The following is a 25,497-nucleotide window of genomic DNA, read 5'->3' as shown; positions in this document are numbered from 1 at the left end:
CAGATGCAATTTACACAACCTCATGATTATTATTTACATAGAATTGACGTACAGGCGCTGAGTGCTATCTCTGTTTTAGTAATCCACAAAATAACGGAGCTTAAATTGTATTTAATTGTAGGAGAGTATGATTTAAGCTATGTAAACGGGATGTATTAATGCAATTTTACGAGTCTATATATGAAGGATGGATTGTGAAGTATGCAAGTAAGTATTCTATAGTAAAGGACGCTAGGGACATAAAATCTCTACATAAACCAAGTATATCATAAAGTGCTTATAATACTTGCTAACCCTATCCCTAAGATGAGAAGTAACACAATATAACGAAACTGTTCTTGGGAAATTTTATTTATAATCTGTTTACCAATCCAAGTGCCAATAATTCCTACAACAATTAAAATAGGAATTAGATATAATAGATCCTTCCGCATATATCCGTTAAAATAATACACTATGGTTCTACTAAAATCGACACCCAAATCTATTACAGCAGACGTAGCTATAAATTTATCTTTATTCATCTTGAAGGCGGATAAGGTTAGACCACGAATTGCACCACCTGTTCCTAGAATTCCGGCGCTAAGTCCGGACAGTGTTCCTCCAATAAATGCATTTTTAGTGGTGGGTTTGACAATCAAATTCTTAAAAATAAGAAAAGCTAAACTGAGAAGAACCAAGAAAATACCTAACATATAAGTAAGGATAACCGGGTCAAAAAATTGACTTAGAAATCCTCCGATAATTACAAAAATGACAGCAGGCACACCTAATTGAATGATTACCGTTCTTTCTAGTCCTTTTTTGAAAAATGCTATTTTAGTAAGGTTGCTGGAAACGTGATATAACGCGGTAATACCCAAAACAGATTGAAAGTCTAAATAGAAATTTGCAATGGGTACAAAAAAAACTGATGAACCAAATCCGCCCACAGTTCCTAAAATTTCAGCAATAATTGATAAAATTATAAAGATCGGAAGATAGCGAGACAGCATACATTGACGTATATGGTCCCAAAAGTAATATTATGCTAAACCAACAACTATGATATATATCATTTGGGCCGCTTTAATATATTTATCGAGGATCACATTATTAAATTTCCTTCCTTAATTTAGCTCTAGTAAAGAAGTCATTTTCAATGCTATCACCCAGAAGGAAGTATGTTTTTATTCACTAAGGATGAGAATAGGCTTTTTGTCTTCTCCTATGGCCACAAAAGTGAAATACCCTGTGACAACCTTTTCGCGGTCGTCACTGTACATATCTTCCATAAATACTTCAGTCTTTACCACGCAACTGCTTCTACCCACTTTGTCGACCCGTGCTACCAACTCTACGATACTACCCTGAGGGATAGGCGTCGTAAAATCGATCTTATCTGTTGAAACAGTTACCATTTTCTTTCTGCTGAATCGGGTGGCGCAAATAAAAGAAGCTTCATCCATCATATGTAGCGTAGTCCCTCCAAATAAAGTGTCGTAATGATTCGTGGTATTAGGAAAGACGGCTTTAAAAATGCGCGTTTCACTTTTGTTCTTCAGTATTTCAATTTCAGACATCGGATTTTGTTTTAGAAGTATAAATTATTGCTATTACAGGAGTTTTCTGAATCAGTTGAGGTTTGCTAAATTTGTCTATCAAAGATACTGCAAATGATATCAAACACAATTGAGAAACTGAAATGGAGATATGCTACGAAGAAGTTTGATCCTTCAAAAATTCTTTCCGAAGAAAAACTGAATGTCTTAAAAGAATCTTTTAATCTTACCGCAACATCCTACGGACTCCAACCTTTAAAAATGGTGGTCATTAGCGATGCAAGGTTAAAAAGCGAATTAGTGCCTCTTACTATGTCACAAACTCAGGTTAGGGATGCATCGCATGTACTTGTGCTCTGCACCGAGAATATCGTAGATAAAAAATATATAAAACAACACTTTAGTCGGGTTGAAGCAACCAGAAATACCCCCAGAGCTATCCTTCAGCCTTTTGAATTGTTCCTGGTTGATGAATTTTCAGAAAAAAACCCCGAGGATATTGCGCAATGGATGGCAAAGCAAGCCTATATCGCTATGGGAAATCTGCTAACCGTATGTGCATTGGAAGATATCGATGCTTGCCCTATAGAAGGTTTTGAGCCTCAGAAATATGACGAGATTTTACAATTAAGAAGTCTAGGTCTTCGCTCGGTATTGGTTCTTGCGGTTGGATATCGCGATGAGACCGACATGTTTTCGCAACTTAAAAAAGTGCGACGCGGTGTTGGAAATGTTATTATAGAGATGTAATTCACTGAACACGCAAACGAATTAAAAAGCCGTTCTATCTAACTTTGTTAAATGCTAACGCAACGCTTACCTTTGTCCTGAATCTATTTCCTGAATTCTTAAAATAATTTATCTATGCCCGGATTTGAAGTTTTTGGTGCCGAAGAGCGCAAACAAGTGAGTGATGTATTGGAAAGCGGAGTCTTAATGCGCTATGGCTTCGACGGAATGCGAAACGGTCATTGGAAAGCCAAACAATTTGAATCGGCTTTTGCAGAAAGGATGCAGACTCAACATTGTCAGTTGGTTTCCAGTGGTACTGCGGCGCTTACCGTTGCTTTAGCTTCAGCCGGAATAGGAGCAGGGGATGAAGTGATCATGCCAACCTTTACCTTTGTCGCCAGTTTTGAATCTATTATGATGCTAGGAGCCGTTCCGGTGCTCGTAGATATTGACGATACGCTAACACTCGATCCTGAAGCAGTTGAAGCAGCGATCACGCCTAAAACAAAATGTGTAATGCCCGTGCATATGTGTGGGTCTATGGCAGATCTAAATGCCCTTCAGGCAATTTGTGATAAGCACGATCTTATTCTTCTTGAAGATGCCTGCCAAGCACTCGGCGGAACCTACGACGGGAAGCCTTTAGGAAGTATTGGTGATCTGGGCTGCTTTTCCTTCGATTTTGTAAAGACCATCACCTGCGGTGAGGGAGGAGCCGTGATTACCAACAACGATCAGTTTAAAATAAACGCCGATCAATATCAGGATCACGGCCATGATCATATAGGAAACGATCGGGGTGCCGAAGGACATCCTACTCTGGGGTACAACTTCAGAATTTCTGAATTAAATGCCGCCGTAGGGGTTGCACAATTAGATAAGCTGGAAGGGATATTAAAGCTTCAGAAGAATAATTACGAAACCTTAAGAACCGCATTAGAAGCGGTAAACGGAGTGACTTTTAGAAGAGTTCCTGAGGGAGGAGAAGAGAACTATTCTTTTCTGAATATATTCCTGCCTTCTGCTGAACTAACGGAAAAGGCTCATAAAGCTTTATCGGAAGCCGGTGTGGATGGTTGTTTTTACTGGTATACGAATAACTGGCATTATATAAACGGCTGGGAACACCTTCGCAATTTAAAGTCTTTAGGTAATTTACCTTCAGAAATAAAAGATCAGATCCAAAATTTGAATCAAACCGACTTTTCAAAAAGCGATGCCTGGATGGGAAGAACCTTATCATTCCTTATCAAATTGGGATGGTCTACTTCAGAATTGAATGATAGGGTAGAAAAGATCAAAACCACATTGCGTTCAGTTCTATAAAACTGAAATGACCACTGATTAATAATTTCTGTTACCTACATATCATATTCTGTTACATACTTCTACTGTTAAGGATTCTATATCAATATTATTGCTTAGTTTTAAGAGCGTTTAAAAACTTTCAGTAAATTTCATTCGGTCAATAATTCAGTTGATAATGAATAGGATCTGCTTGATAATAATTTTAGTGTTTTTTACCGGTATGGTTCATTCACAGAATGAAACCAAGAGGGAGAAGAAGGATTTGGCGATCGATTCCATGCGATCGCATTTCAAGAGATTGTATTTTAGTGCGCCGGATGATGCTTTAGGCTTCGTAAAAAATGCTTTTCCCGAATATTCCTCTGATGACTTAATAAAAGCATGGAAAGATCATTTTAAGGGTACATATTACTTTAATCAAAGAAACGCAGACAGTTGTATTTTTTATTATAAGAAAAGTCTTCGGAATTTGAATTTTGAAGATGACCCTATGCTTTTTAATGAAAATCACGTGTTGTTAAGTCAGGTGTACATTGTAAAACGAGAATTTGAGGAAGCTTTGGATCATTTGAAGACCGCAGAGAATGCTATTGAACATCATGAGAATGTGGCCAATAATGATCTTAAGATTAATCTTTACCGCGCTTTCGGAAATTATTATAACGATAATTTCGATTCTAAAAATGCAATAGATTATTATCTGAAGAGCTTTGAATTGTTGGAGAAAGATGGAGAAAAGGAACAGACCACGGTCAATGTCCTTGTTAATCTTGGTGAGCTTTTCTATCAGTTAAAGGATTACGAGCAGGCATATAGTTATTTCATGAAAGGGAAAGAACTGGCATCGACCGCTGATTTTACCTTTGGTTATCATGTATGCGCCATACGTGCTGCAGATGTGAACCTGAATTTGGATAGAGCTACAGATTCGGATAAAGAAGCAGTATTAAACGCAGAAGAATTTTTTAAAGGTATTAATGCTTTGCCTTATTTGGTTCAGGCTAAAAGTTTACGGGCAAAAATGTTGGTTGAGTCTGATGAGTTTGAGGAGGCCGAAGACATTTTTATTGAGGCTATTGAACTTTCTGAAATGATGAAAGACGTGACCAGTATCATGAACTTGGAATTACGATTGGCCGACCTTTATTTTGAATTAGAACAATACGCGGAATCCAAAATACATTATTTACGAGCTAAGGAGCTGGCAGAACGATTAAAGAATGATGCATTACGGTCCCAGGCCTTATTGCAGCTAGCTAAGATCGAAGCTGCAACCGTAAATTATGAACTTGCGTACGAGTATTTAAATGAACACGTTAAGATAAATGACAGCTTAAGCGAACTAAGACAGGAAGAGGTTGTTAGAGATCTGGAAGCGAAGTATAAAAGTGAGCAGCAGGAACAAGAGATCCGGATGTTGACAACAGAGAATGCGCTGGCTCAACAAGAACAAAAAAATCAAAGAAATCTGTTATGGGCAGGAGGGATCTTAGCTTTATTAGGGTTGATATTCCTTTACATTTTATACCGAAACAGACAGCATACTGCAAAGAAAGTGATGGAAGTTGAGCGATTCAAATCGAGGCTGTTCGCTAACATCTCTCACGAACTCCGAACTCCCCTTACACTTATTGCCGGTTATTCCGAAAAGCGAGCTAAGGATAGCAAGGTTCAACAAACCTTAAGGGAAGAATTTGAGGTTATTAATCGAAATTCTCAACGTTTGGTCACATTGGTCGATCAGATCCTCGATGTTTCAAAATTGGAAGCTGGACAATTGAAAATGTCCGTATCTAAAGGAGAGCTGTCATTACTTTTACGATCTATTGCTTCTTCATTTCAGCATATAGCCAATGAAAAAGAAATCATTTTTGATTATCAAGTCTCTGAGATGGAAGAATCCTGGTACGATAAAGATGCCATCGAAAAGATCACCACCAACGTGTTGTCCAATGCCTTTAAATATACTCCTGATGGTGGTACGATCTCGATGCGAGCTGAAAGGTCTGAGAATCTACTTTTATTAAAGGTCGAGAACGAAACACAACTGGATGACAGCGTCCAAATAGACAAATGGTTCACTCGTTTCTATCAGTCAGATGTTCATCAATCCGGAGTTGGGATCGGACTTTCTTTGGTCAAGGAGCTAGTAGATCTGAATCGGGGAACTATTTCAGCTTCAAGAACAGATCATAATTCGGTTGTTGTAAAGGTCAGTATTCCGATAGATCGTACCAGTTACAATGAGGATGAATTGGTAAATAATATTGAATACCCTACCAATAAGGCTATTGTATCTTCTGAAGCGGCGAGCCTTTTGGATATTGACAAGGCAATACTATTGGTGGTAGATGATAATTCGGATATTCGAAATTTTATTGCTTCGGAATTTAAATCAGAATTTAAAATAATTGAAGCAACCAACGGGCAAGAAGCGCTTGATAGCGCAGTTGAGGTAATTCCCGATATAATCATTTTGGACATTTCCATGCCGATACTAAGCGGGATAGAGGTTTCAAAGCAGTTGAAATCCGATGAAAGGACCAGTCATATACCTATTGTGATGCTGACCGCTAAAGATGACGACTCTGATAAACTAGAAGGTTTAAAGACAGGAGCCGACGATTATATTACAAAACCTTTTAAGATCGAGAATCTAAAAGTAAGGGTCGCTAATCTGTTAAAGATCAGAGAGCAACTACGTGAGCGCTACAGTAATGAGGTTATTCTGAAACCAAAAGATATAACGCTGGATAAGGTTGATGAAAAATTCCTGGAAAAGATACAGCAGATCATGGATAATAATTTAACATCTCCGGAATTCAATGTACAGGAATTTTGTGATCTGGCAGGAATGAGTCGTATGCAATTACACAGAAAGCTAAAGGCTCTTACCGGTAATTCAACTTCCGAGTTCATACGAACTCAACGATTAAATATGGCAGCCTCTCTGCTTCTAAACAGTGATGCTACCATTTCTGAGGTGGGATATGCTGTTGGATTTAATGATCCGTCGTATTTCACCAAGCGTTTTAAAGATCAGTTTGGTATTTCTCCTTCCGAATATGGTGCAGGATCCAAAAAGTAGTAATTCTTCATTCAGTGTTACATAGTTTCAAGGTTTTGTTACATACGTTTTAGCCTTACTAATACTCCTATTCTTAGCTTTATCCTATTGTTTATTTATGAATGATTTACATCTAACCCCAAGATGAAGAAGAAGAATTTATCAGGTAGTATTGAGACCTTTCAGAGTCAGACCATCTACCTGAATGTAAACTATCTTGAAAAAGGGGAGTACACGTTGCATATCATTCATAAGAACAGGATCATTAAACGAACAAATTTCACTAAGGATAAATAAGCTAATTATGAAGCGTCTAGAACATTATCTCACAGCCCTACTTATTTTGGTCAGTTATCAATTCTATTCGCAGGTAGGAATTGGAACGGTGACTCCTAATTCTCAATTGGATATAAGATCCAGTAATCAAGTTACACCGGCTAATACCGATGGAATACTTATTCCGAAGGTTGATAATTTCCCGGTTACTCCTCCAACTGTTTCACAGGATGGTATGATGGTATATGCAACCGGAGCCGGAACTCCGGCAAAAGGATTTTATTATTGGGACCAGGGTATAACCGCTTGGGTTGGAATTAACGGTGACAAGAATACATTGGATGAGGCTTATGATCAAGGAGGAGCCGGTACCGGAAGACAGATAGAAGCAGATAACGGATCGGTTCTAATAACCGGATCGGACGGTCTGTTGATACGAGGCAATACCGGAGCAGGTGAGATCATTGCTTTGGATACTTCTTTTGATTCTCAATTCTATTTCAATCCTAGAAAAGCTGCCATACGGGCAGGCTATGTTTCCAACACGAATTGGGACGATGCCAATGTTGGTGAGGGATCTGCTGCATTTGGCTATTACAACATAGCCAGTGGGGCTGGTACGTTAGTATCAGGAACGAATAATAATGTTAGCGGACTTTATTCCTTTTCTTCGGGAGTAGATAATATTGTAAGCGGTTCTACCTCTTCAGCGATCGGTTGGAATGCTACTGCCTCCGGAGGCAGCAGTATTGCATTAAATTTTGGTAGCATAGCCAGTGGTGACAGTTCTGTAGCTGCCAATAATGGTACCACGGCAAGTGGAAACAGTTCATTTTCGATAAATAATAGTACGATTGCTTCGGGGGAATATTCCTTTGCGCAAGGCTTATTTAGTATTTCATCGGGTTTAGGAAGTTCAAGTTTCGGAGAATCTACGCAAGCATTGAGTTATTCTGAAATGGCAGTTGGAACCAATAATAGGCTGTATACACCTTCAAGTACAGCAGGTTTTAATCTGGCGGACCGCGCCTTTGTTGTGGGTAATGGTGTCAATGGTTCAAACAGAAGCAATGCATTTGAGGTATGGAAGGACGGAAGGGTCATTATCAATGAAGCCTATACACTGCCCACAGCCGATGGGGCTGTTGGTCAAGCCTTAACCACCAATGGAGCGGGTGCGTTGTCATGGGGTAGTGTTACCGGAGCAAATCGGATCGATGATCTTACAGATGGTAAATCGGATGTGGATGGATCAAACAATGGTTCTTCGATCTTTTTGGGTCTGAATGCGGGAGCCGGTGACGACAGTTCAGACAATCGCAATGTAGGGATCGGATTTAGTTCATTGCAAACCAATAGTACGGGACCTTATAATACGGCAATAGGCTATTTGTCTATGTATAACACGACAAGTGGTTACAACACCGGATTTGGAGCCTTAACGCTTGTACTCAATACGACAGGAACCAATAATGTATCAGTCGGGAGTTACGGATTGTACAGTAACACAAGCGGTAATTCCAACACCGCTATTGGACGGAATGCTTTGTATACCAATTCAACAGGGAGTGATAATACGGGGATAGGATATCGTGCTTTGGACGCAAATACAACCGGAGTAAACAATACTGCTGTGGGATCCAATTCGTTGTTGGACAACACAATTGGTCAATCGAATGTTGGAATTGGCAGTTATTCTTTAAGCAATAATACGTCCGGTAATAATAATGTTGCTATGGGAATTAGCTCTATGTTTACTAATACGACAGGCAGTAATAATGTAGCCATCGGGAGAAGTGCCCTTTATAATAATACAACAGCAAATTTCAATGTTGGAGTGGGATATAGAGCTTTATTTAATAATACGACAGGGCTGAACAATGTTGCCATAGGAGCGGATGCTGCAGTGGCTAATACTACTGGAACCAACAACGTTTCTGTAGGTTATTTTTCCTTAAATGCGAATACAGTTGGTAATTCCAATGTTGCAATCGGTAGAAATGCTCTATACAGGAATACTACCGCAAGTGATAATACAGCAGTGGGTTATAGAGCACTCGAATTGAATACAACGGGTAATGCCAATACGGCAATTGGTGTAGATGCTCTGCAAAATAATACAACCGGATTTACTAACGTGGCAATTGGTCCTTATGTTTTACAATCGAACACGACAGGGGCTTCTAATTACAGTCTGGGATATTTCGCTTTAAATAGCAATACCACGGGAAATGCAAATGTTGCAATTGGTTTGGAAGTTCTACAGTCTAATACTTCAGGGTCTATAAATACAGCCTTAGGAAACAATGCATTACAATTTAATACCATTGGTAGCGGAAATGTAGGAATAGGGGCGTCCGCTCTCCTCGGAAATACAACCGGTGATAATAATACAGCTCTAGGTTTTAGTGCAGGTCAATCGGTTTCGGGAAGCGCAAATGTGTTTTTAGGCTATCAGGCAGGTTATAATGAATCAGGCAGTAATAAATTATATATTGAAAATTCGTCAGCTAATACTGCCAATGCCCTAATTTATGGCGAATTCGATACCGATCTTTTACGGTTGAATGCAGATGTGGAGGTAAGAAATGATCTTGAGGTAGATACGAACACCTTGTTTGTGAATTCAACAACAAATCGGGTAGGGGTAGGAACAAATATTCCAAATTACCCGTTAGATGTTAACGGAACTGCAAATCTAAACAATGGGATCGCCTCCGGTATAGCACTACGTGTAAACGGATCGGAAGCTATTTGGTATGATGGAACTTATTTTAGCTGGGGCTTTGGAGGAACTGCGAATTATTTTGCCGATAATATTGGATTAGGAACTACAACTCCGGATACAAGATTGCATATAGAAGGGGGTTCCGATGCCACATTAGGCGGAGGGGGATATATAACGCTAGGAGATGTGGGAACTACAAACATTGTGATTGATAACAATGAGATCATGGCTAGAAATAATGGAGTTGCGGGCGACCTACATTTACAATTGGACGGCGGAAATGTATTGGTTGGAGGTGCTGTAGTCCATACCAGCGACCGAAGGTTGAAAAAGGATATAGAACCTATTTCATTTGGTTTAGAGGAAATCTTGAAACTTGAACCTAAACAGTATAATTGGAAGGATCGTTCAGTAGCAGAAAGTAAAAGCCTCGGACTCATCGCTCAGGATGTTGAGAATGTCATAGCGAATCTTGTAGTGACGCGGGATGACGAGGATAGGACCTTGAGTGTTAATTATACCGAATTGATCCCTATCCTTATAAAAGCGATTCAGGAACAAGACGAGAAAATTGAGACTCTCGAGGAGGCTTTAAAGAAGTTTGTAGATCAAGAGGATCGACTAAAAAAGCTAGAGGCTATATTATCGAATAATTAATGGTCTAATAATTTACATATTCGGTTATTTCTAAACCGTATCCAATCATACCTACTCGCTTGGTCTGAACGCTGTTTGAAACCAGCCTTATTTTATGGATGCCAAGATCATGAAGGATCTGTGCCCCGATCCCGAAATCCTTGGCGTCCATTTTTATTTGAGGGGCTTTAACCACTTCACCTTCTACCTGACTCTCCTTTAATTCTTCTAATCGCTTTAAGAGATTTAATGATTGACTCTCCTGATTGATAAATACAACAGCTCCTTTTCCTTCGTCGTTGATAACTCTGAACATATCATCCAATCGCTTTTCGGCATCACTGGTAAGTGTACCCAAAAGATCATTATTTACCAAATTGGCATTTACGCGTACCAATACGGCTTCATTGTCTTTCCAAGTTCCTTTTGTTAGTGCAATATGAACCTGATCGTTTGTGGTTTGTTGGTAGGCTCTTAGTCTGAATTCCCCAAATTTTGTATTGATCTTGAAATCTTCTTTTTTCTGAATTAGAGAATCGTGCTCCATTCGGTAAGCTACCAGGTCTTCGATGGAAACTAATTTTAGATCAAATTTTTTAGCCACTTCCACCAATTCCGGCAGTCGGGCCATAGTACCGTTTTCGTTGAGTATTTCTACCAGGATCCCGGCTGGTTTTAGGCCTGCCAGACGAGCAAAATCAATGGCCGCTTCGGTATGTCCGGTTCTTCTTAAAACACCTCCGGTCTTAGCGCGTAGTGGAAAAATATGACCTGGTCTGCCCAGATCTCCCGGTTTTGTAGTTTCGTCCACCAGAGCTTTTACGGTTTTAGCTCTGTCATGCACAGAAATTCCTGTGGTGCAACCATGACCAATTAGATCGACCGAAACGGTAAACTGCGTATGATGCAGCACCGTATTGTTTTCAACCATCATGGTGAGATCGAGCTCCTTGCAACGTTCCTCTGTTAAGGGTGCACAAATGAGTCCACGGCCTTTAGATGCCATAAAGTTGATCATTTCGGGGGTCACCATTTCGGCTGCGGCGATAAAATCTCCTTCATTTTCGCGATTCTCATCATCGACCACAATGATGATCTTACCATTTTTTATATCCTCAATGGCCTCTTCAATGGTATTTAGTTTTATAGCGGTACTTTCAGTAGAAATCATAGTCTTAATTCTGTGGTGCAAAGATACGGAATGTAAATTATTACTCCCGACGGAATATGGCGTAAACTTAAATCGTACAATAGATGAAATTTATTCTTCTTTCTTTCCGAATAATTTCCCGATACGTTGCAGAAAAGAATCTATGTCGAAGATCCCTTGATCGGTCGTGGCTCTGTACGTGAGCCAAACCCCTAACGGAAGCATGATCACCGTACTTATCCAACTTGCTATAAAGGGATGCATGGTCCCGTCCTCAGCACTGTTCTTGGCGAAAATCCCAATAAAATGATAGGTTAGGAACAACAATACTGCCACTACCATAGGAAGTCCCATACCTCCTTTACGGATGATTGCTCCCAACGGCGCACCAACAAAGAAAAGAATGATAACCGCAAAAGCCAGGACATATTTTTCGTGCAAAGCGATCTCGTGTTTATTGATTCGTTTGGTTTTGATCTGAAATTCAGTTTTTTTAGCATTGATAGATTGCAAGGTTCCTCTCACATTATTAAGAGCCATAGAAAGCACATTGGATTGCTGTCTGGGTTTGTAGATGTCCAGTACAGACTGCACAGTATCCGGAACTAATCTGGATTTTACGAGATCATCATTAAATTTTGCCACACCGCTTCGGTAATACATATTGTCTGAAAACATCTTAATATCTCTGGTGTATCCTTTAGAAAGCGAGTCTATTTCTACAAATAGTTCAGATAAATTGTACATGTTGTGATTGCTCAACTCGTTTTCCTTATCAACATCGGTATTGTTGAATTCGGTGAGATCTATATTAATGGTATATTCTTCAAAATAACTTTTTACAAAAGGTTGCCGTCGTTGTTTATTTACATCTTTTGTGATCACTTCGTCATAATAATAACCATCCTTTAGTATCAATGAAAGTGTGTTACTTCCTTCTTCACTGGCAAGTTCACCATTGTCGGCTATGGTCACATTGTAATTTCCGTTGGGGCGATCCGGTTTTTTCTGATGAATCACCACATCGTGTAAAAACTGATCACGGTCGCCACTTTTTTCACCTACTTTAATGTTGAAATTATCGCCAATCTGACTAAACTGACCTTCGGCAATAACCATGGATGGACTCACATGAGCGATGTTACGTCGTAAATTCTGCCATTTGTATTCGGAATACGGAATAACGTTATTCGCGAAAAAGAACGCCGTTAGCGCCAACAAAAGAATAAAGACCGTGAGGCTGCGCATAGCACGCTGAAGCGAGATTCCGGTCGATTTCATAGCCGCGAATTCGTATTTCTCGGCAAAGCTCCCAAAGACCATCAGGGAAGTAACTAAAACTGTAAGGGGTAGTACTAATGGAATAAGCCGAGGCGATACATACCATAAGAATTTAAGTACAACCCATATGTCCAGATCCTTTCCGGCCAATTCAGAAATATACAGCCAGATGGTTTGTAATACAAAAATGAACATCAAAATAATGAAGACGCTAAAAAACGTCTTCAAAAATGTCACTAATATGTACCGATCCAGTATTTTCAAAGCATCAGCTAGTCAAGCTTATTGATGTAATATCCATCCTGCTTGTACTTGGCTTCATCAAAGGTAAAAAGAGTTTTGGATAACGGCTGATTGGTTTTAAAAGAATTTACCGTCAACGTGTATTTGGTACCCTGTGCATCGGTTTGAATAAGCCTGTAAATATGTTTTGTCTGAACATCAATTCCCAATAGAATATCCTTGATCTCCGCTCTGGAATCAATAGGAATTAATTTTACATACTGAATTTTTCGACCCTTTACGTCCTGCACGATGTCCATTTTATAGGTATAGCCCTTTTCGTAGAAAGTGAGCATTTTTGAAGGAGTGATCTCCTTGTCGTCTGCCGCATCGTAATTTGAAATAGTCACTTCTTCATCCTCGGGCACAATGGTGTAGATCTTTTTGCCATCGAACATTCGGGTGGTTCCCAGCATGTTCAATACATATTTATTTCCCTGAAGGGTAACATTTCCGCGTGTATCCTGATTTACACCTTCCTTGGCATTGTTTAAATTGTACTTAAAATCGATCTCAATGTTGTTATAGCTTTTTGCCTTTGCCGAAACCTCATTGAGCAGGGATTTTGCCGATTGCGCCTGTGTGAGTGCCGAAGTTAAAAGCAGCATGCAAATGATAAATAAATTTTTCATTTTAATTGTCGTTATGTTCGTTGTCTAAAAGTTGGTTTAATGCTTCAATTGTGGGTACGATCACTTGCCTTGCTTTACTACCTTCAAACGGACCTACAATTCCTGCAGCTTCCAGTTGGTCGATAATTCGCCCGGCACGATTGTATCCTAATTTTAATTTTCGTTGTAACAGAGATGCCGATCCCTGTTGTGCGATGACAAGAACTTCGGCTGCTTCCCGAAATAGCTTGTCCCGCTCTTCGATATTATTATCAAGATTTGTGCCACCTTCTTCCCCCACATATTCAGGTAACATATGTGCATCGGGGTATGCTTTTTGAGAACCGATATAGTCGGTAATATCAGCCACTTCAGGGGTGTCTACAAAGGCACATTGAAGTCTGGTTAGGTCATTCCCTTGGGTAAACAACATATCTCCTCGACCTATAAGTTGATCGGCTCCTGAACTGTCTAAGATGGTGCGCGAATCGATCTTACTGGTCACCCTGAACGCTATACGAGCGGGGAAATTTGCTTTAATGATTCCGGTGATCACATTCACCGACGGACGCTGTGTCGCAATAATGAGGTGGATCCCAATGGCTCTGGCCAATTGTGCTAATCTGGCTATAGGAGTTTCTACTTCCTTACCGGCTGTCATAATTAGATCGGCAAATTCGTCAATGACCAGTACAATATACGGCAGGTATCTGTGTCCCTCATTAGGGTTTAGCTTTCTTGCCTTGAATTTGGTATTATACTCCTTAATGTTCCGTACCATTGCATCTTTAAGCAGATCATAACGGTCGTCCATTTCAATACACAGGGAGTTAAGCGTATAGATCACCTTATTGGTATCGGTAATGATGGCTTCTTCGGTATCGGGAAGCTTCGCCAGATAATGACGTTCAATTTTATTGAATAGGGTGAGTTCAACCTTTTTTGGATCTACAAGTATGAATTTCACTTCCGCCGGATGCTTTTTGTACAGCAAGGAGGTAAGAATGGCGTTCAGTCCAACCGATTTCCCCTGGCCCGTAGCTCCGGCCATTAAAAGGTGAGGCATTTTTGCTAGATCGACGACAAAGGTTTCGTTACTAATAGTTTTACCCAGAGATAATGGTAATTCCATTTCGGCATTCTGAAACTTAGGGGAAGCTATCACAGAACGCATGGAAACGATCTTCGGATTCTTATTGGGAACTTCAATACCAATGGTTCCTCGTCCAGGAATGGGAGCAATGATGCGAATTCCTAAGGCCGAAAGCGATAACGCAATATCATCTTCCAAGTTTTTGATCTTTGAAATTCTAATCCCGGCTTCAGGAACGATCTCGTAAAGTGTCACGGTTGGTCCTACTGTCGCCTTAATATTGGCAATTCCAATTTTATAATTATTAAGGGTATTTACGATGCGGTTTTTATTTTCTTCAAGCTCTTCCTGATTGATCGTAATTCCCTTTCCTCCGGTATAATCCTTTAGCAATTCAATGGTTGGAAATTTAAAGTTGCTCAGTTCCAGTGTGGGATCGAATTCCCCAAAATCTTCTACCAGTTTTTTACTGAGGCTATCTTCAACCATCTCTTCTTCCCTGGTTTCTTCTACTTCCATTTGGACATCATCCCCGGAGTGGTTTATTTCTTCTGATGTAGTTTTTAACACAGGCTCTTCTATAATTTCTTCGGAAAGATCCTCTTCCTTTTCAACCGTCACCGCTTCAAGGACGTCCTTTTCATAATCGGTTTGATCTATATCTGAGGCAGTTCCTGAAGCCTCTGAAGCTTCCGCAGTAAAATCGGATGCTATATCCTTTTTTGTGCGCTTTAAGGCAGTTCCAACCTTTTCCGGAGTAAGTTTCAGGCGTACCACCATATAAAAGATAGCGAGAAAGATCATAAGCAGAATAGTACCGGTTAGACCGATATAGTCCTGAGAAAGATCGTTGAGTTCAAAACCAATGACGCCACTCCAGATATTAGTGTCCGAAGTAAAGAATCCTAAGAAAACACAGAGCCATAACATCACCAGAATTCCCCAGAACCAGAATTTGAACAGCTGTTTTTTAGCATAATCGAAGAAGTAATAAACGCCGGTAAGTGTAATGAGAAAGGCCAGAATGAACGCTGCGACACCAAAACCATCATAGATAAAAAGGTTTCCGAGATAGGCCCCGAACTTATTTAACCAATTCTCCGACTCCAGCTCGCGTTCACTAAGTAAACCAATAGTACTCTGATCGGTCTGCCAGGTAAAGACATACGATATAAATGAAAAAATAAGCGCTATTCCCAGCAGGAACAGAAAACTGCCCAAAATGATCTTTTGTTGTTTAGAAAGCGTAAAGGAAAGTTTTTTACGCGGAGTTGTGGCTTTTTTAGATGTTCGGGTCTTTTTCTTCGCCATTAATGGTAGGGTTGTCTTTTAGCAAAAATACAATAACAAAACGTCCCAAACTACATAAAATTTTCTAAAACACCTGAATACTTATTAGCTCAATAAATTATACAGAATTAACAATTTTCCGTCTCTTTTCCACTGTATCCAGCCTTTCCCCACATTATTAAATTCACCATCCAACAAAAAGACATACATCCAATCATCCTTTACTTTAACAGGTTTCATAAAGGCGAAGGAAGTGTTTACATCTCCGCTTTCTTCAAAATCGCGAACTTTTACTCTTTCTTTCGAATCGATAAATTCAACCGAATGAACACTCATTAAAAAATCGGGCCAGTACGCGATATCTCCGGATCGACGATCGACAAAGGATGTCTGATTCGTTGTTGCATTTACCACAACTTCAGCAAATTCCTGACTTACACTTACGATCTTAAAATACAACATATCATAGTCCAGTTTTAGCATATCGGGCACCAGCCAGGGAGGTGCTGTGGCTATTTCAAACACATTGTGTTTATTCCTTTTAAAGGTGATACTATCATACGGACTATGTTCCATGATAGATTTTTCCAGATTGAGATTTCCGTAGAAATACAACACGTTATTTTCATAAAAATTCGGACTGAAATACCCCAATCCCATAATATTACTGTCGTTGTATTGTTCCGCGTCGATTTCGGGTTTTCTTATTCTTTTAAAGAGATTGGTCGCAGTAGGAAGTGCCGACGCAGGCGCTGTAACTTTCCTTTCCTGTTTAGGGTTTTGTTGATAGGGTTTGTTTTGTTCTTGCTGAAGCGCATCACGTTGTTTAAACTCGTAGTATTTATTACCACAGGCAATTAACAAGAGGGTCAACAGCACCCAGTTTATTTTTCTTAACAATTTTGTTTCAACATAATATGCGATAAAAAATGAGGCAAAAAAGGCAATTCCCGCAAACAGAACTCCGTAGCCAAGTACGATAGCACCGCCGGCTAATCCTTGATTCTTACCTGCTCCAATAAATTCCGCAAAATAGAGTCCGATGATAAAAAAAGTGAATAACATTAAGATGTAAAAACCAATGCTCGAAAGCCTTAGTAATTTTTTCATAATAGATATTTGATATGAGCTAGCATTTAAAATTAGAGAAAAATTCTAAACAATTAAATGGAATTCGCTAATAATTACCTGTCAATCAAATGTTTGGGAGTTCTAAAATTTTGGAAGATATATAATTAACCCGATAATAACCGCCGTAACTGCAGCGAAGAAAACGGCTCCTGCTGCCACATCTTTAATATAGCCGATCTTGTTATGAAAATCGGGGTGTACAAAATTGGCGATCTCCTCGGCGGCGGTATTTAATCCTTCAACACTGAGAATAAGTCCGATTGCAAAACACTGCATGATCCATTCTGTAGTAGAAATATCGAAATAGAAGCCGGCGATGGTCATAATAATTCCAATGAATACCTGCACCTGAATGCTGGCTTCATTTCTAATGAGCATCCACGCGCCTTTTATCGCATAACCACATCCCTTAAGGCGTTTACCAAGAAAGCTGTTCCACATTATGTTATGGCATTAAGTGCAGCTTTATAATCGGGTTCCTTTCCAATTTCGGGGACCTGCTCCTTATAAAGTACGGTGCCAAATTCGTCCAATACCACTATGGCCCGTGAGTGAAATCCCTGCATGGCTCCGTCAATCATTTCCAGATTGTAATCCTTTCCGAAACTACCTTTATTAAAATCTGATAACATTTCCACATGCTCAATGCCTTCTGCAGCGCAAAATCTTTTCTGTGCAAACGGAGTATCCCGGGATATGCATAAAACTCTGGTGTTTTCCAGACCGGCGGCTTCAACATTAAATTTTCTGGTGGAGGTTGCACAAATACCTGTATCGATGCTGGGGAAAATATTGAGCAATACTTTCACGCCTTTGTATTCCGATAGGCTCTTTGAAGACAAATCGGTGGTTATGAGTGTAAACTCGGGAGCTTTCGATCCCACATCGGGAAGGCTTCCTAATGTTTCTACCGGATTTCCACCCAGAGTTATTTTTGCCATGTTTTTTGAATTTAAGAACTATAAAAATACATAAATGAAATAAGTTTGAAGATTTGTTTTCTCAAAATTATATGATTAACGACTTCCGTACTTAAAACACAAAACCCCTTCAGAATAAACCGAAGGGGTCTTGAAACTTAACCTAACTTAACTTAACTATAAACTTTTCAGTTTAAATTTTTAATTCATATGCTCGCTTAAATAAGCAGCAACACCATCGCGGTCTGCGTTCATTGCAGTAGCTCCTTCCTGCCAGTTAGCAGGACAAACTTCTCCGTTTTGCTGAACGTGACTGTATGCATCTATTAGTCTTAGAAATTCGGAAACGTTGCGTCCTAATGGCATATGATTTACACTTTCGTGAAATACCGTTCCTTCTTCGTCAATTAGATAAGTGGCACGATAGGTAACATTGTCACCATCAACAAGCACATTTCCGGTTTCTTCGTCATAGCGTTCGTTGGTGATATCGAGGATATCCAATTGTGATGACAGGTTTCGGTTGCTGTCTGCAAGGATAGGGTAGGTAATACCTTGAATCCCTCCCTGGTTCTTTGGCGTATTCAGCCATGCAAAATGAACTTCAGGAGTATCACACGAAGCACCAATAACGATTGTATTTCTCTTTTCAAACTCGTCCATTGCAGCCTGAAAAGCGTGAAGTTCGGTTGGGCAAACAAAGGTAAAATCCTTTGGATACCAGAACAGTATCACTTTTTTTCCTTCCGTTGTAGCTTTTTCAAGAACATTCAGTTTTTGGGTAATTCCGCTTTTAGAAGTTGCATCAACAAACAGATTCGGGAATTTTTTTCCTACAATTGACATATTTTTTTCTTTTAGAATTATACTAATATTTTAATCGTAAACCGAAATGAAAAAGGTATCGGTTCGCCGGCATTTTTAAGATAAAAACCATCTCTCAAATGCGGGTGCAAAAGTACAAATTCTAATAGCTATTTAAAAACCAATTTCTCTATTTTTTTAGAAAAAAGTATTCCTGTTGCGCAAAGGTCTATTTTGTAGTGAGTTGCCTTATTTTTATTCTGAATCCGGCAAAAATAAGAGTCATAAACGGACTCAGCCAGTTAAAGATAGCAAAGGCGAAATAATCGAGTACCGGTACACCTAGAACACCACTCTGGTACGCACCACAGGTATTCCATGGAACTAAAACCGAAGTTACCGTACCGCTATCCTCGAGTGTACGAGATAGATTTTCGGGCGCCAGTCCCTTTTCCTTAAATGCTTTACTGTACATTTTTCCAGGGACCACAATGGCCAGATATTGATCACTTGCGGTAAGGTTTAGCGCAAGACAACTTGCTACCGTGCTAGCAAATAATCCGAAGGTGGTATGAAATAATTTTAAGAGCGCCTTACTTATCCTTGCTAAAGCCCCGATGGCATCCATGACGCCTCCAAAGACCATGGCGCAGATGATCAACCAGATGGTGCCCAACATACCACTCATTCCACCTGCCGAAAACAGATCATTAAGCGCCTCACTATCGGTAGCAACCGAAGTATCAACGGTAATTGCGTTCATAATTCCTTTGTAACCCGTAGTAAAGTCAAGATTTGTTCCGCCACCCACCGTCGCAACGATATTGGGTTGAAAGATCAGGGCAGCGAGTCCGCCTAATAGGGTCCCAGCTAATAGCGCTATAAGTGGGGGAGTTTTTCTAATGATCATTACGATAACTAACAGAGGAACCACAAACAACCACGGGCTTATATTGAAAGATGCATCAATTGAATTTAGAATAGAAGTGGTATCTGCTGCTCCTTGTGGATCCAATCCGAATCCGATAATAATAAAAATCAGTAAAGTGATAATTATGGTGGGTACCGTGGTATAGGTCATATATTTAATATGAGTAAACAAATCGGTGCCCGCCATTGCCGGAGCAAGGTTTGTTGTATCGCTAAGAGGGGAAAGCTTGTCTCCAAAATACGCCCCCGACAAAACAGCTCCCGCAGTCATTCCCAGGGAAATTCCAAGTGCTTCTGCAATACCGATTAGAGCAATACCTACAGTGGCAGACGTGGTCCAGCTACTCCCTGTAGCAATTGAGATCACAGAACAAATAATTACACAGGAAGCCAGAAAGATCGTTGGATTAAGGACTTGCATACCATAGTATATCATTGTTGGAATAATTCCGCTAATAAGCCAGGTGCCTGCCAGCGCACCAACCATTAAAAGAATTAATAAGGCTCCTGTGGTCGATTTGATATTTTCGGCCACTTCTTCCACCATTCGGGTATAGGAGACTTTGTTAAATGTCCCAACTATAGCCGCCACCGCAGCGCCCAATAAAAGAATAAATTGATTGCTTCCATCTAAGGCGGAGTCGCCATAGGCGTAAAAAACGTTGTAAAAAAGCATGGCAACAAGCGCGAAGACGGGAATTAATGCCTCCCAGATATTCAATTCTAGGTTTTCTACGATCTTCTGGTCATCAATTTTAATTTCTGAAAGGTTGTCCTTATCCTGCATGCCGGTTAGTTTTTATGAAATGTAATGTTACGATTTTGTAAAAAGGTATGCAAATTTGAAATTCGCTATGAATATCTATCGATAGGAAGCTAAAGTTTAAAATAATACAGTTTAATACTTGGAGATTGGACTTCCATTCCATTGATCTTGTGTAGGAAGAATAAAAATTATCACACAAATTATTAAGATAAAACCTACTTTTTATGTATTTCATCGACGATAAAACACAAATTATCGAAAAGTATATCTGGAAATTTGTAGGAATTGTTTCTAATATTAGATTTGCCATCCCAAATTAATACTTATGAAATTTTTAGCTCCTCTTACTCTGTTATTCATGCTAACCTTTTCCGTTATAAATGGTCAGGTTGGAATAAATACAACTACGCCTAACGCATCCAGTATTTTAGATATAAGTGCTTCAGACAAAGGTTTGCTGATTCCTAGAATTGCTCTAATAGGACTGAATGATACCACAACAATATTAAATCCGGTCGAAAGTCTGTTAGTGTACAACACTACGAGTAATAGTGAAATTACACCGGGATTCTATTTTTGGAACGGTTCCCAATGGACCGAATTTAGCTCCAATGCTTCCGGAGGTGGCTCTTCAGATCCTCACAAATGGACTTTGCAAGGAAATGAACTTACTGCAAATGACTTTATAGGATCTACAAATTGGAGCGCATTAACCTTTAAAGTAAATAACCAAAAAATAGCTTCATTCCATCCAAATGGTGGATTATTACTAGGCCTTGGAGCTGCTTCAAATGTGAATAATGCAATAGCTATCGGTACCAACGCTAGTGCTACTACAAACGAATCCATTGCCTTGGGATATTCAACGATTGCCTCCGGATACCGATCTACGGCAATAGGATATAATGCTCAGGCAACAACCAATAATTACAGCTTGGCACTGGGTGCCAATGCTGTTGCTAGTGGATTAAACAGTGCTGTTTTTGGAAATTCCTCTACAGCTTCCGGACAGAATGCCACCGCCGTAGGATATGGTGCAAACGCAACTAATGCTAATACCATTATTTTAGGAAATTCAATAAGTGATATTACAAACTGGAATGCAACCAAAGTAGGTATAGGAACGAACACTCCTTCTGAAAAGTTAGAAGTAAAGGGGAATGTTAAGATTGATGGAATCTTAAAGATCACCGATGGAACCCAAGGGAATGGTAAAGTGCTCACATCTGATGCGAATGGAAACGCCAGTTGGCAAGAAGTTTCGGGTGAACAAAAAATATTTGCTGAGATGAACGCTAATTCGACTAGTTCCTTGTCACAATATAATCCAATAAATTTTGGAAATACCGTGATCACGCAAGGAATTAATACAAGTTCTAATGGCTTCCAGGTAGTTCAATCGGGTGTTTACAGGGTTACATATGCCATTTCGGTGAGTAAAGCGAATGGTTCAGATACCAATGTAAAATTTTATCTTGCAAAAGGCTGGGGTTCTTCCAATGCAGTTCAGGGGTCGGCAGGATATGGTTTTGTAGGAAATGGTGACACTACGACTATTACGGTAACCAAATATGTACAATTGAATGCCTATGATCAGCTTTACGTATTTTCAGACGCTTCAAATAACGCAATTAGCATTTTACCCGATGGTACGTATTTTAATATCGAATTAGTTGATTAATAGAACGCACTCTTGACCTTATGCTAATTAATTATACCGTGTATTTTCATTAATAGGTAGTATAAATTCTCATAAGCTTTTCTACAATTATTTAAATAAATAAAAGGGGGTTACACCCTGTTTAAATTTAGGATTTTTCCTGTATTTACTTCAATAAGAATGTTTTATATTTGATATATCCCTCTTCTTCTTGATCATTATCCTGCTTCATAAATTTTAATGATATGAAAAGGATAATATTATTTTCGGCGCTTATTTTCCCCACGTTTATTTTGAATGCCCAGGTAGGTATTGGAACCGTTACCCCCGACCCCTCTTCCATGCTGGAAGTGTCCTCTACAGATAAAGGGGTGTTAATTCCAAATGTTGTACTTGGCGCAATAACAGATACCATGTTAGACGGTATTAATACTGCGGCGACTGGCTTGATGATCTATAACACCAATGCCGGAGTTACCGGTGGGGCAGGAATAGGTTATTATTATTTTAACGGAACGATCTGGGAAAAATTGATAACTACGGCTTCGGTAAGCGGTGATTCCGACTGGTTTCAGGAGGGGACAACCACAAGTCCGACAGCAATTACAGATGATATATTTACTTCAGGTAACGTTGCTATAGGCAAGAATACAGCCGATTACAGGCTCGAGGTGGAGGAGATCATTAATACAACGGCAACCAGGGTGATTAATATAAACTCAACGAATGCTGCGACCACCAACACAGCCAATATTCACAACCAAACCACATTCACGGGTACCGGGGGAATGCGAGGGATGTATAATTTACTGGGCGGTAGTGGTTCAGGAGCCGTAACGGGCATAAACAATAATGTGCAGCATACGGGAACTGGTTGGCATATTGGTGTGCGAAACGATATTCTCGGGTCGGGTGCCAGTGGTAATTCCGATGGAGTATTCAATAATATAGGGCGGGGTGGTAGCGGACTTATAAATGGTGTGAGAAACGATCTTTCAAGTGCTACCGCAACAGGCGCTAAAACCGGAGTTCGCAATACGATCTCGGGAAGCGGAAGTTCTAAGACCGGAGTGAACAACAGTATTCAAGGGACAGCTACAGGATCTCAAACCGGAGTGCAAAATACTGTGGCCACGGCAAGTAATGTTATACAATATGGGGTGAATAACAACATCACTGCCGATGCGGGAAATGACAGTGATGCCATTGGAACATTATCTGCCGTGAATGGCGCCGGAAATGGCGATTTTTATGGATCGTATAATAGTATTAGCGGTACCGGAAGCGGAATCAACTACGGGACATATCAAAGTTTGAATGGAACAGGTAGTGGAACACAGCGCGGCACCTATAATTCTTTGTCCGGTACCGGGAACGGTACTAAAAGTGGATTTTACGCTTCACTTACCGGTAGTGGGACTGGAGAAACCAGAGGATTTGTCGCGTCGGTAATAGGAACAGGAACAGGAATACACAGAGGGTTTTATGCCAATATAGCCAATAATCAAGATGGTGACCATTACGGTGGAGTAAATTATTTACAGGGTAACGGTAATGGCGCTCATTATGGTGTATATAATCTATTGACCGGGGGAGGAACTAATGTTCACTATGGGGTGCGCACCGATTTGACAGGAACAGGCAGTGGACCTCAGGTAGGTAGCAGACATATTATATCAAATACCGGAACAGGGGAGCACTGGGGCGTTTATAGCTCTTTAGGGGGAACCGGTGACGGTATCCAATATGGTGTAGCGAATAGTGTAAACAATACGGGAAGTGGATCTCATTGGGGTATGCATAATACGTTTTCAGGAACTGGTTCCGGCTTACACACGGGGATGTTTAGCAGTTTTACTGAAGGAACCGGGAATTTAACAGGTGCATGGACGCAATTTTCTGATAACGTTGGAAATGGTAACCAATTAGGGGCTTATAATACATTTTTAGCCGGGGGTGATGGAATTCTGGCCGGCTCCTATACGAGTATTTCTACTACGGCCTTGGGTACCGGTTCGCAGTACGGAATGTATCTTCAGAATTCCAGTCCGGGTGGAGGGGTTCATTATGGATCCTATCAACTTTTAGCTGGTACAGGAGCTGGTAATCAACTAGGTATGAGGAGTATTATTTCGAATACAGGAAACGGAGATCACATGGGAGCAGAAAACACATTGTCCGGAACCGGCAGTGGTTTTCATACGGGAACTCGAAATACCTTTTCGGCAGGAACAGGGCACCTTACCGGGACCTGGAATGAATTTTCGGGTACTATTGGCAATGGTAACCAAATAGGTGCATTTAATAATTATTTTGCCGGAGGCAATGGTGTTCTGGCCGGTATATATACACAAATCCAGAATTCTGTGACGGGAACCGGAACGCAATACGGGAATTATAGCGCGAACAGTAGTCCGGGTGATGGCATTCATCACGGTACCTACAATTCACTCTCCGGAACCGGAAACGGACAACACAACGGTACCTATAACCTCTTAGATGGAAGTGGATCGGGCACACATTCAGGGTTTTATGCGTCCATGGTAGGTGATGGGTCTGGTGAAACCCGAGGATTTGTGGCATCGATAGGAGGCAATGCCACCGGGATTCAGCGAGGTTTTTATTCAAACATTGTGAATACAGGCAATTCAAATCATTTTGGAACCATAAATGTCTTAAGCGGAAGTGGAACCGGAAATAAGTATGGAGTATACAGTTCAATATCAAATACGGCAGGTGGAACACATTATGGTGTGTATTCTTCAGCCACTAAAGCATCGAGTTATGCGGGTTATTTTGCAGGAGATGTGTTTGTTTCGGGCACATTTACAAATCCTTCAGATGAGATTTTGAAGGATAGAATTCAGAATACCGAAACGCTTATTGATAAAGTGAGAAACCTGAGAGTAACGAATTATTATTTCAGAAGTACAGAAGCAGAAAAATACGGTTTTCCAAGAAACAAGCAAATTGGGTTTATAGCACAGGAAATGGAAAATGTATTTCCGAATTTAGTAGTGCTTACTAAACTGACTTCAGGAGACTTTAACGATCCTTCCAATGATGAAAGGCTAATTAAAAGTGTAAACTATATAGGTATGGTTCCCATTTTAACAAAAGCCATTCAGGAACAACAGGAACAAATTGATTCTCTAAAAAAATTATATGATAATCAACAACAAAAATTGGATCATCTTAACACAGAACTTTCAGAAATCAAAGCATTTCTTTCAGTACATATAAATCAGAAACAATAAGATTCTTGCTTCCGCTAATTTAAATGTTACATCC

The 25,497-nt window shown here is 40.0% G+C and carries 18 protein-coding genes and 2 pseudogenes; 9 read left to right on the top strand and 11 right to left on the bottom strand.

Annotation, left to right across the window (positions count from 1 at the left end):
* Positions 1-266: 266 nt before the first annotated feature.
* The gene (locus ALE3EI_RS12710) at positions 267-995 is read right to left on the bottom strand and encodes a sulfite exporter TauE/SafE family protein (protein WP_186989241.1); all 729 of its coding nucleotides are present in this window, start codon (positions 993-995) and stop codon (positions 267-269) included.
* A gap of 174 nt (positions 996-1,169) precedes the next feature.
* Complete coding sequence (locus ALE3EI_RS12705) at positions 1,170-1,562, bottom strand: acyl-CoA thioesterase (RefSeq protein WP_186989239.1); 393 nt, start codon at positions 1,560-1,562, stop codon at positions 1,170-1,172.
* A gap of 93 nt (positions 1,563-1,655) precedes the next feature.
* Here ALE3EI_RS12705 and ALE3EI_RS12700 point away from each other — a divergent pair, with 93 nt between their 5' ends.
* From ALE3EI_RS12700 to ALE3EI_RS12680, 7 genes and pseudogenes are all read left to right on the top strand, one after another.
* Entirely contained in the window at positions 1,656-2,291 is a 636-nt protein-coding gene (locus ALE3EI_RS12700) for an NAD(P)H-dependent oxidoreductase (protein WP_186989237.1), read from the top strand.
* 114 nt (positions 2,292-2,405) lie between these two features.
* Entirely contained in the window at positions 2,406-3,599 is a 1,194-nt protein-coding gene (locus ALE3EI_RS12695) for a DegT/DnrJ/EryC1/StrS family aminotransferase (RefSeq protein ID WP_186989235.1), read from the top strand.
* A 157-nt stretch (positions 3,600-3,756) separates the two neighbouring features.
* A pseudogene (locus ALE3EI_RS12690) lies at positions 3,757-5,793 on the top strand (tetratricopeptide repeat-containing sensor histidine kinase); the annotation flags it as partial.
* 132 nt (positions 5,794-5,925) lie between these two features.
* Positions 5,926-6,240, top strand: a pseudogene (locus ALE3EI_RS13825) (response regulator); the annotation flags it as partial.
* Positions 6,241-6,375: 135 nt separating this feature from the next.
* A complete protein-coding gene (locus ALE3EI_RS13820) occupies positions 6,376-6,669 on the top strand; it encodes a helix-turn-helix domain-containing protein (protein WP_394367155.1) in 294 nt (97 codons plus the stop codon).
* A 123-nt stretch (positions 6,670-6,792) separates the two neighbouring features.
* Positions 6,793-6,945: a hypothetical protein gene (locus ALE3EI_RS12685; RefSeq protein WP_186989231.1), complete on the top strand. Its 153-nt coding sequence runs from the start codon at positions 6,793-6,795 to the stop codon at positions 6,943-6,945.
* A 7-nt stretch (positions 6,946-6,952) separates the two neighbouring features.
* On the top strand, positions 6,953-10,309 hold the full coding sequence (locus ALE3EI_RS12680) for a tail fiber domain-containing protein (protein ID WP_186989228.1): 3,357 nt from the start codon (positions 6,953-6,955) through the stop codon (positions 10,307-10,309).
* Positions 10,310-10,313: 4 nt separating this feature from the next.
* Here the strand turns inward: ALE3EI_RS12680 and ribB are convergent, their stop codons facing one another.
* From ribB to nhaC, 9 genes are all read right to left on the bottom strand, one after another.
* Positions 10,314-11,459, bottom strand: a complete 1,146-nt coding sequence (gene ribB, locus ALE3EI_RS12675; protein ID WP_186989226.1) for a 3,4-dihydroxy-2-butanone-4-phosphate synthase — start codon at positions 11,457-11,459, stop codon at positions 10,314-10,316.
* A gap of 90 nt (positions 11,460-11,549) precedes the next feature.
* The gene (locus tag ALE3EI_RS12670) at positions 11,550-12,956 is read right to left on the bottom strand and encodes an LptF/LptG family permease (RefSeq protein WP_317173007.1); all 1,407 of its coding nucleotides are present in this window, start codon (positions 12,954-12,956) and stop codon (positions 11,550-11,552) included.
* 35 nt (positions 12,957-12,991) lie between these two features.
* Complete coding sequence (locus ALE3EI_RS12665) at positions 12,992-13,633, bottom strand: LolA family protein (RefSeq protein ID WP_186989222.1); 642 nt, start codon at positions 13,631-13,633, stop codon at positions 12,992-12,994.
* A 1-nt stretch (position 13,634) separates the two neighbouring features.
* Entirely contained in the window at positions 13,635-16,016 is a 2,382-nt protein-coding gene (locus ALE3EI_RS12660) for a DNA translocase FtsK (RefSeq protein ID WP_186989220.1), read from the bottom strand.
* A gap of 84 nt (positions 16,017-16,100) precedes the next feature.
* The gene (locus ALE3EI_RS12655; RefSeq protein ID WP_186989218.1) at positions 16,101-17,105 is read right to left on the bottom strand and encodes a hypothetical protein; all 1,005 of its coding nucleotides are present in this window, start codon (positions 17,103-17,105) and stop codon (positions 16,101-16,103) included.
* Between the two features lie 102 nt (positions 17,106-17,207).
* Positions 17,208-17,567 carry a diacylglycerol kinase gene (locus ALE3EI_RS12650; protein ID WP_186989216.1) on the bottom strand — a complete coding sequence of 120 codons (360 nt, stop codon included), beginning with the start codon at positions 17,565-17,567 and terminating at the stop codon, positions 17,208-17,210.
* The gene (gene tpx / locus ALE3EI_RS12645; protein ID WP_186989213.1) at positions 17,567-18,067 is read right to left on the bottom strand and encodes a thiol peroxidase; all 501 of its coding nucleotides are present in this window, start codon (positions 18,065-18,067) and stop codon (positions 17,567-17,569) included. The genes ALE3EI_RS12650 and tpx overlap by 1 nt, the downstream gene beginning before the upstream one ends.
* 180 nt (positions 18,068-18,247) lie before the next feature.
* Complete coding sequence (locus ALE3EI_RS12640; RefSeq protein WP_186989211.1) at positions 18,248-18,892, bottom strand: peroxiredoxin; 645 nt, start codon at positions 18,890-18,892, stop codon at positions 18,248-18,250.
* Positions 18,893-19,079: 187 nt separating this feature from the next.
* Complete coding sequence (nhaC, locus tag ALE3EI_RS12635) at positions 19,080-20,567, bottom strand: Na+/H+ antiporter NhaC (protein ID WP_186989209.1); 1,488 nt, start codon at positions 20,565-20,567, stop codon at positions 19,080-19,082.
* Positions 20,568-20,871: 304 nt separating this feature from the next.
* Here nhaC and ALE3EI_RS12630 point away from each other — a divergent pair, with 304 nt between their 5' ends.
* Positions 20,872-22,227, top strand: coding sequence for a hypothetical protein (locus ALE3EI_RS12630; RefSeq protein ID WP_186989208.1), 1,356 nt, complete (start codon positions 20,872-20,874; stop codon positions 22,225-22,227).
* A gap of 224 nt (positions 22,228-22,451) precedes the next feature.
* The gene (locus ALE3EI_RS12625) at positions 22,452-25,463 is read left to right on the top strand and encodes a tail fiber domain-containing protein (RefSeq protein WP_186989205.1); all 3,012 of its coding nucleotides are present in this window, start codon (positions 22,452-22,454) and stop codon (positions 25,461-25,463) included.
* Positions 25,464-25,497: the final 34 nt, after the last annotated feature.

The sequence above is a fragment of the Constantimarinum furrinae genome (assembly GCF_014295415.1).
Lineage (GTDB): Bacteria > Bacteroidota > Bacteroidia > Flavobacteriales > Flavobacteriaceae > Constantimarinum > Constantimarinum furrinae.
The sequence above is the reverse complement of the archived record's forward strand: the minus strand, read 5'-3'. Positions and strand labels throughout refer to the sequence as shown.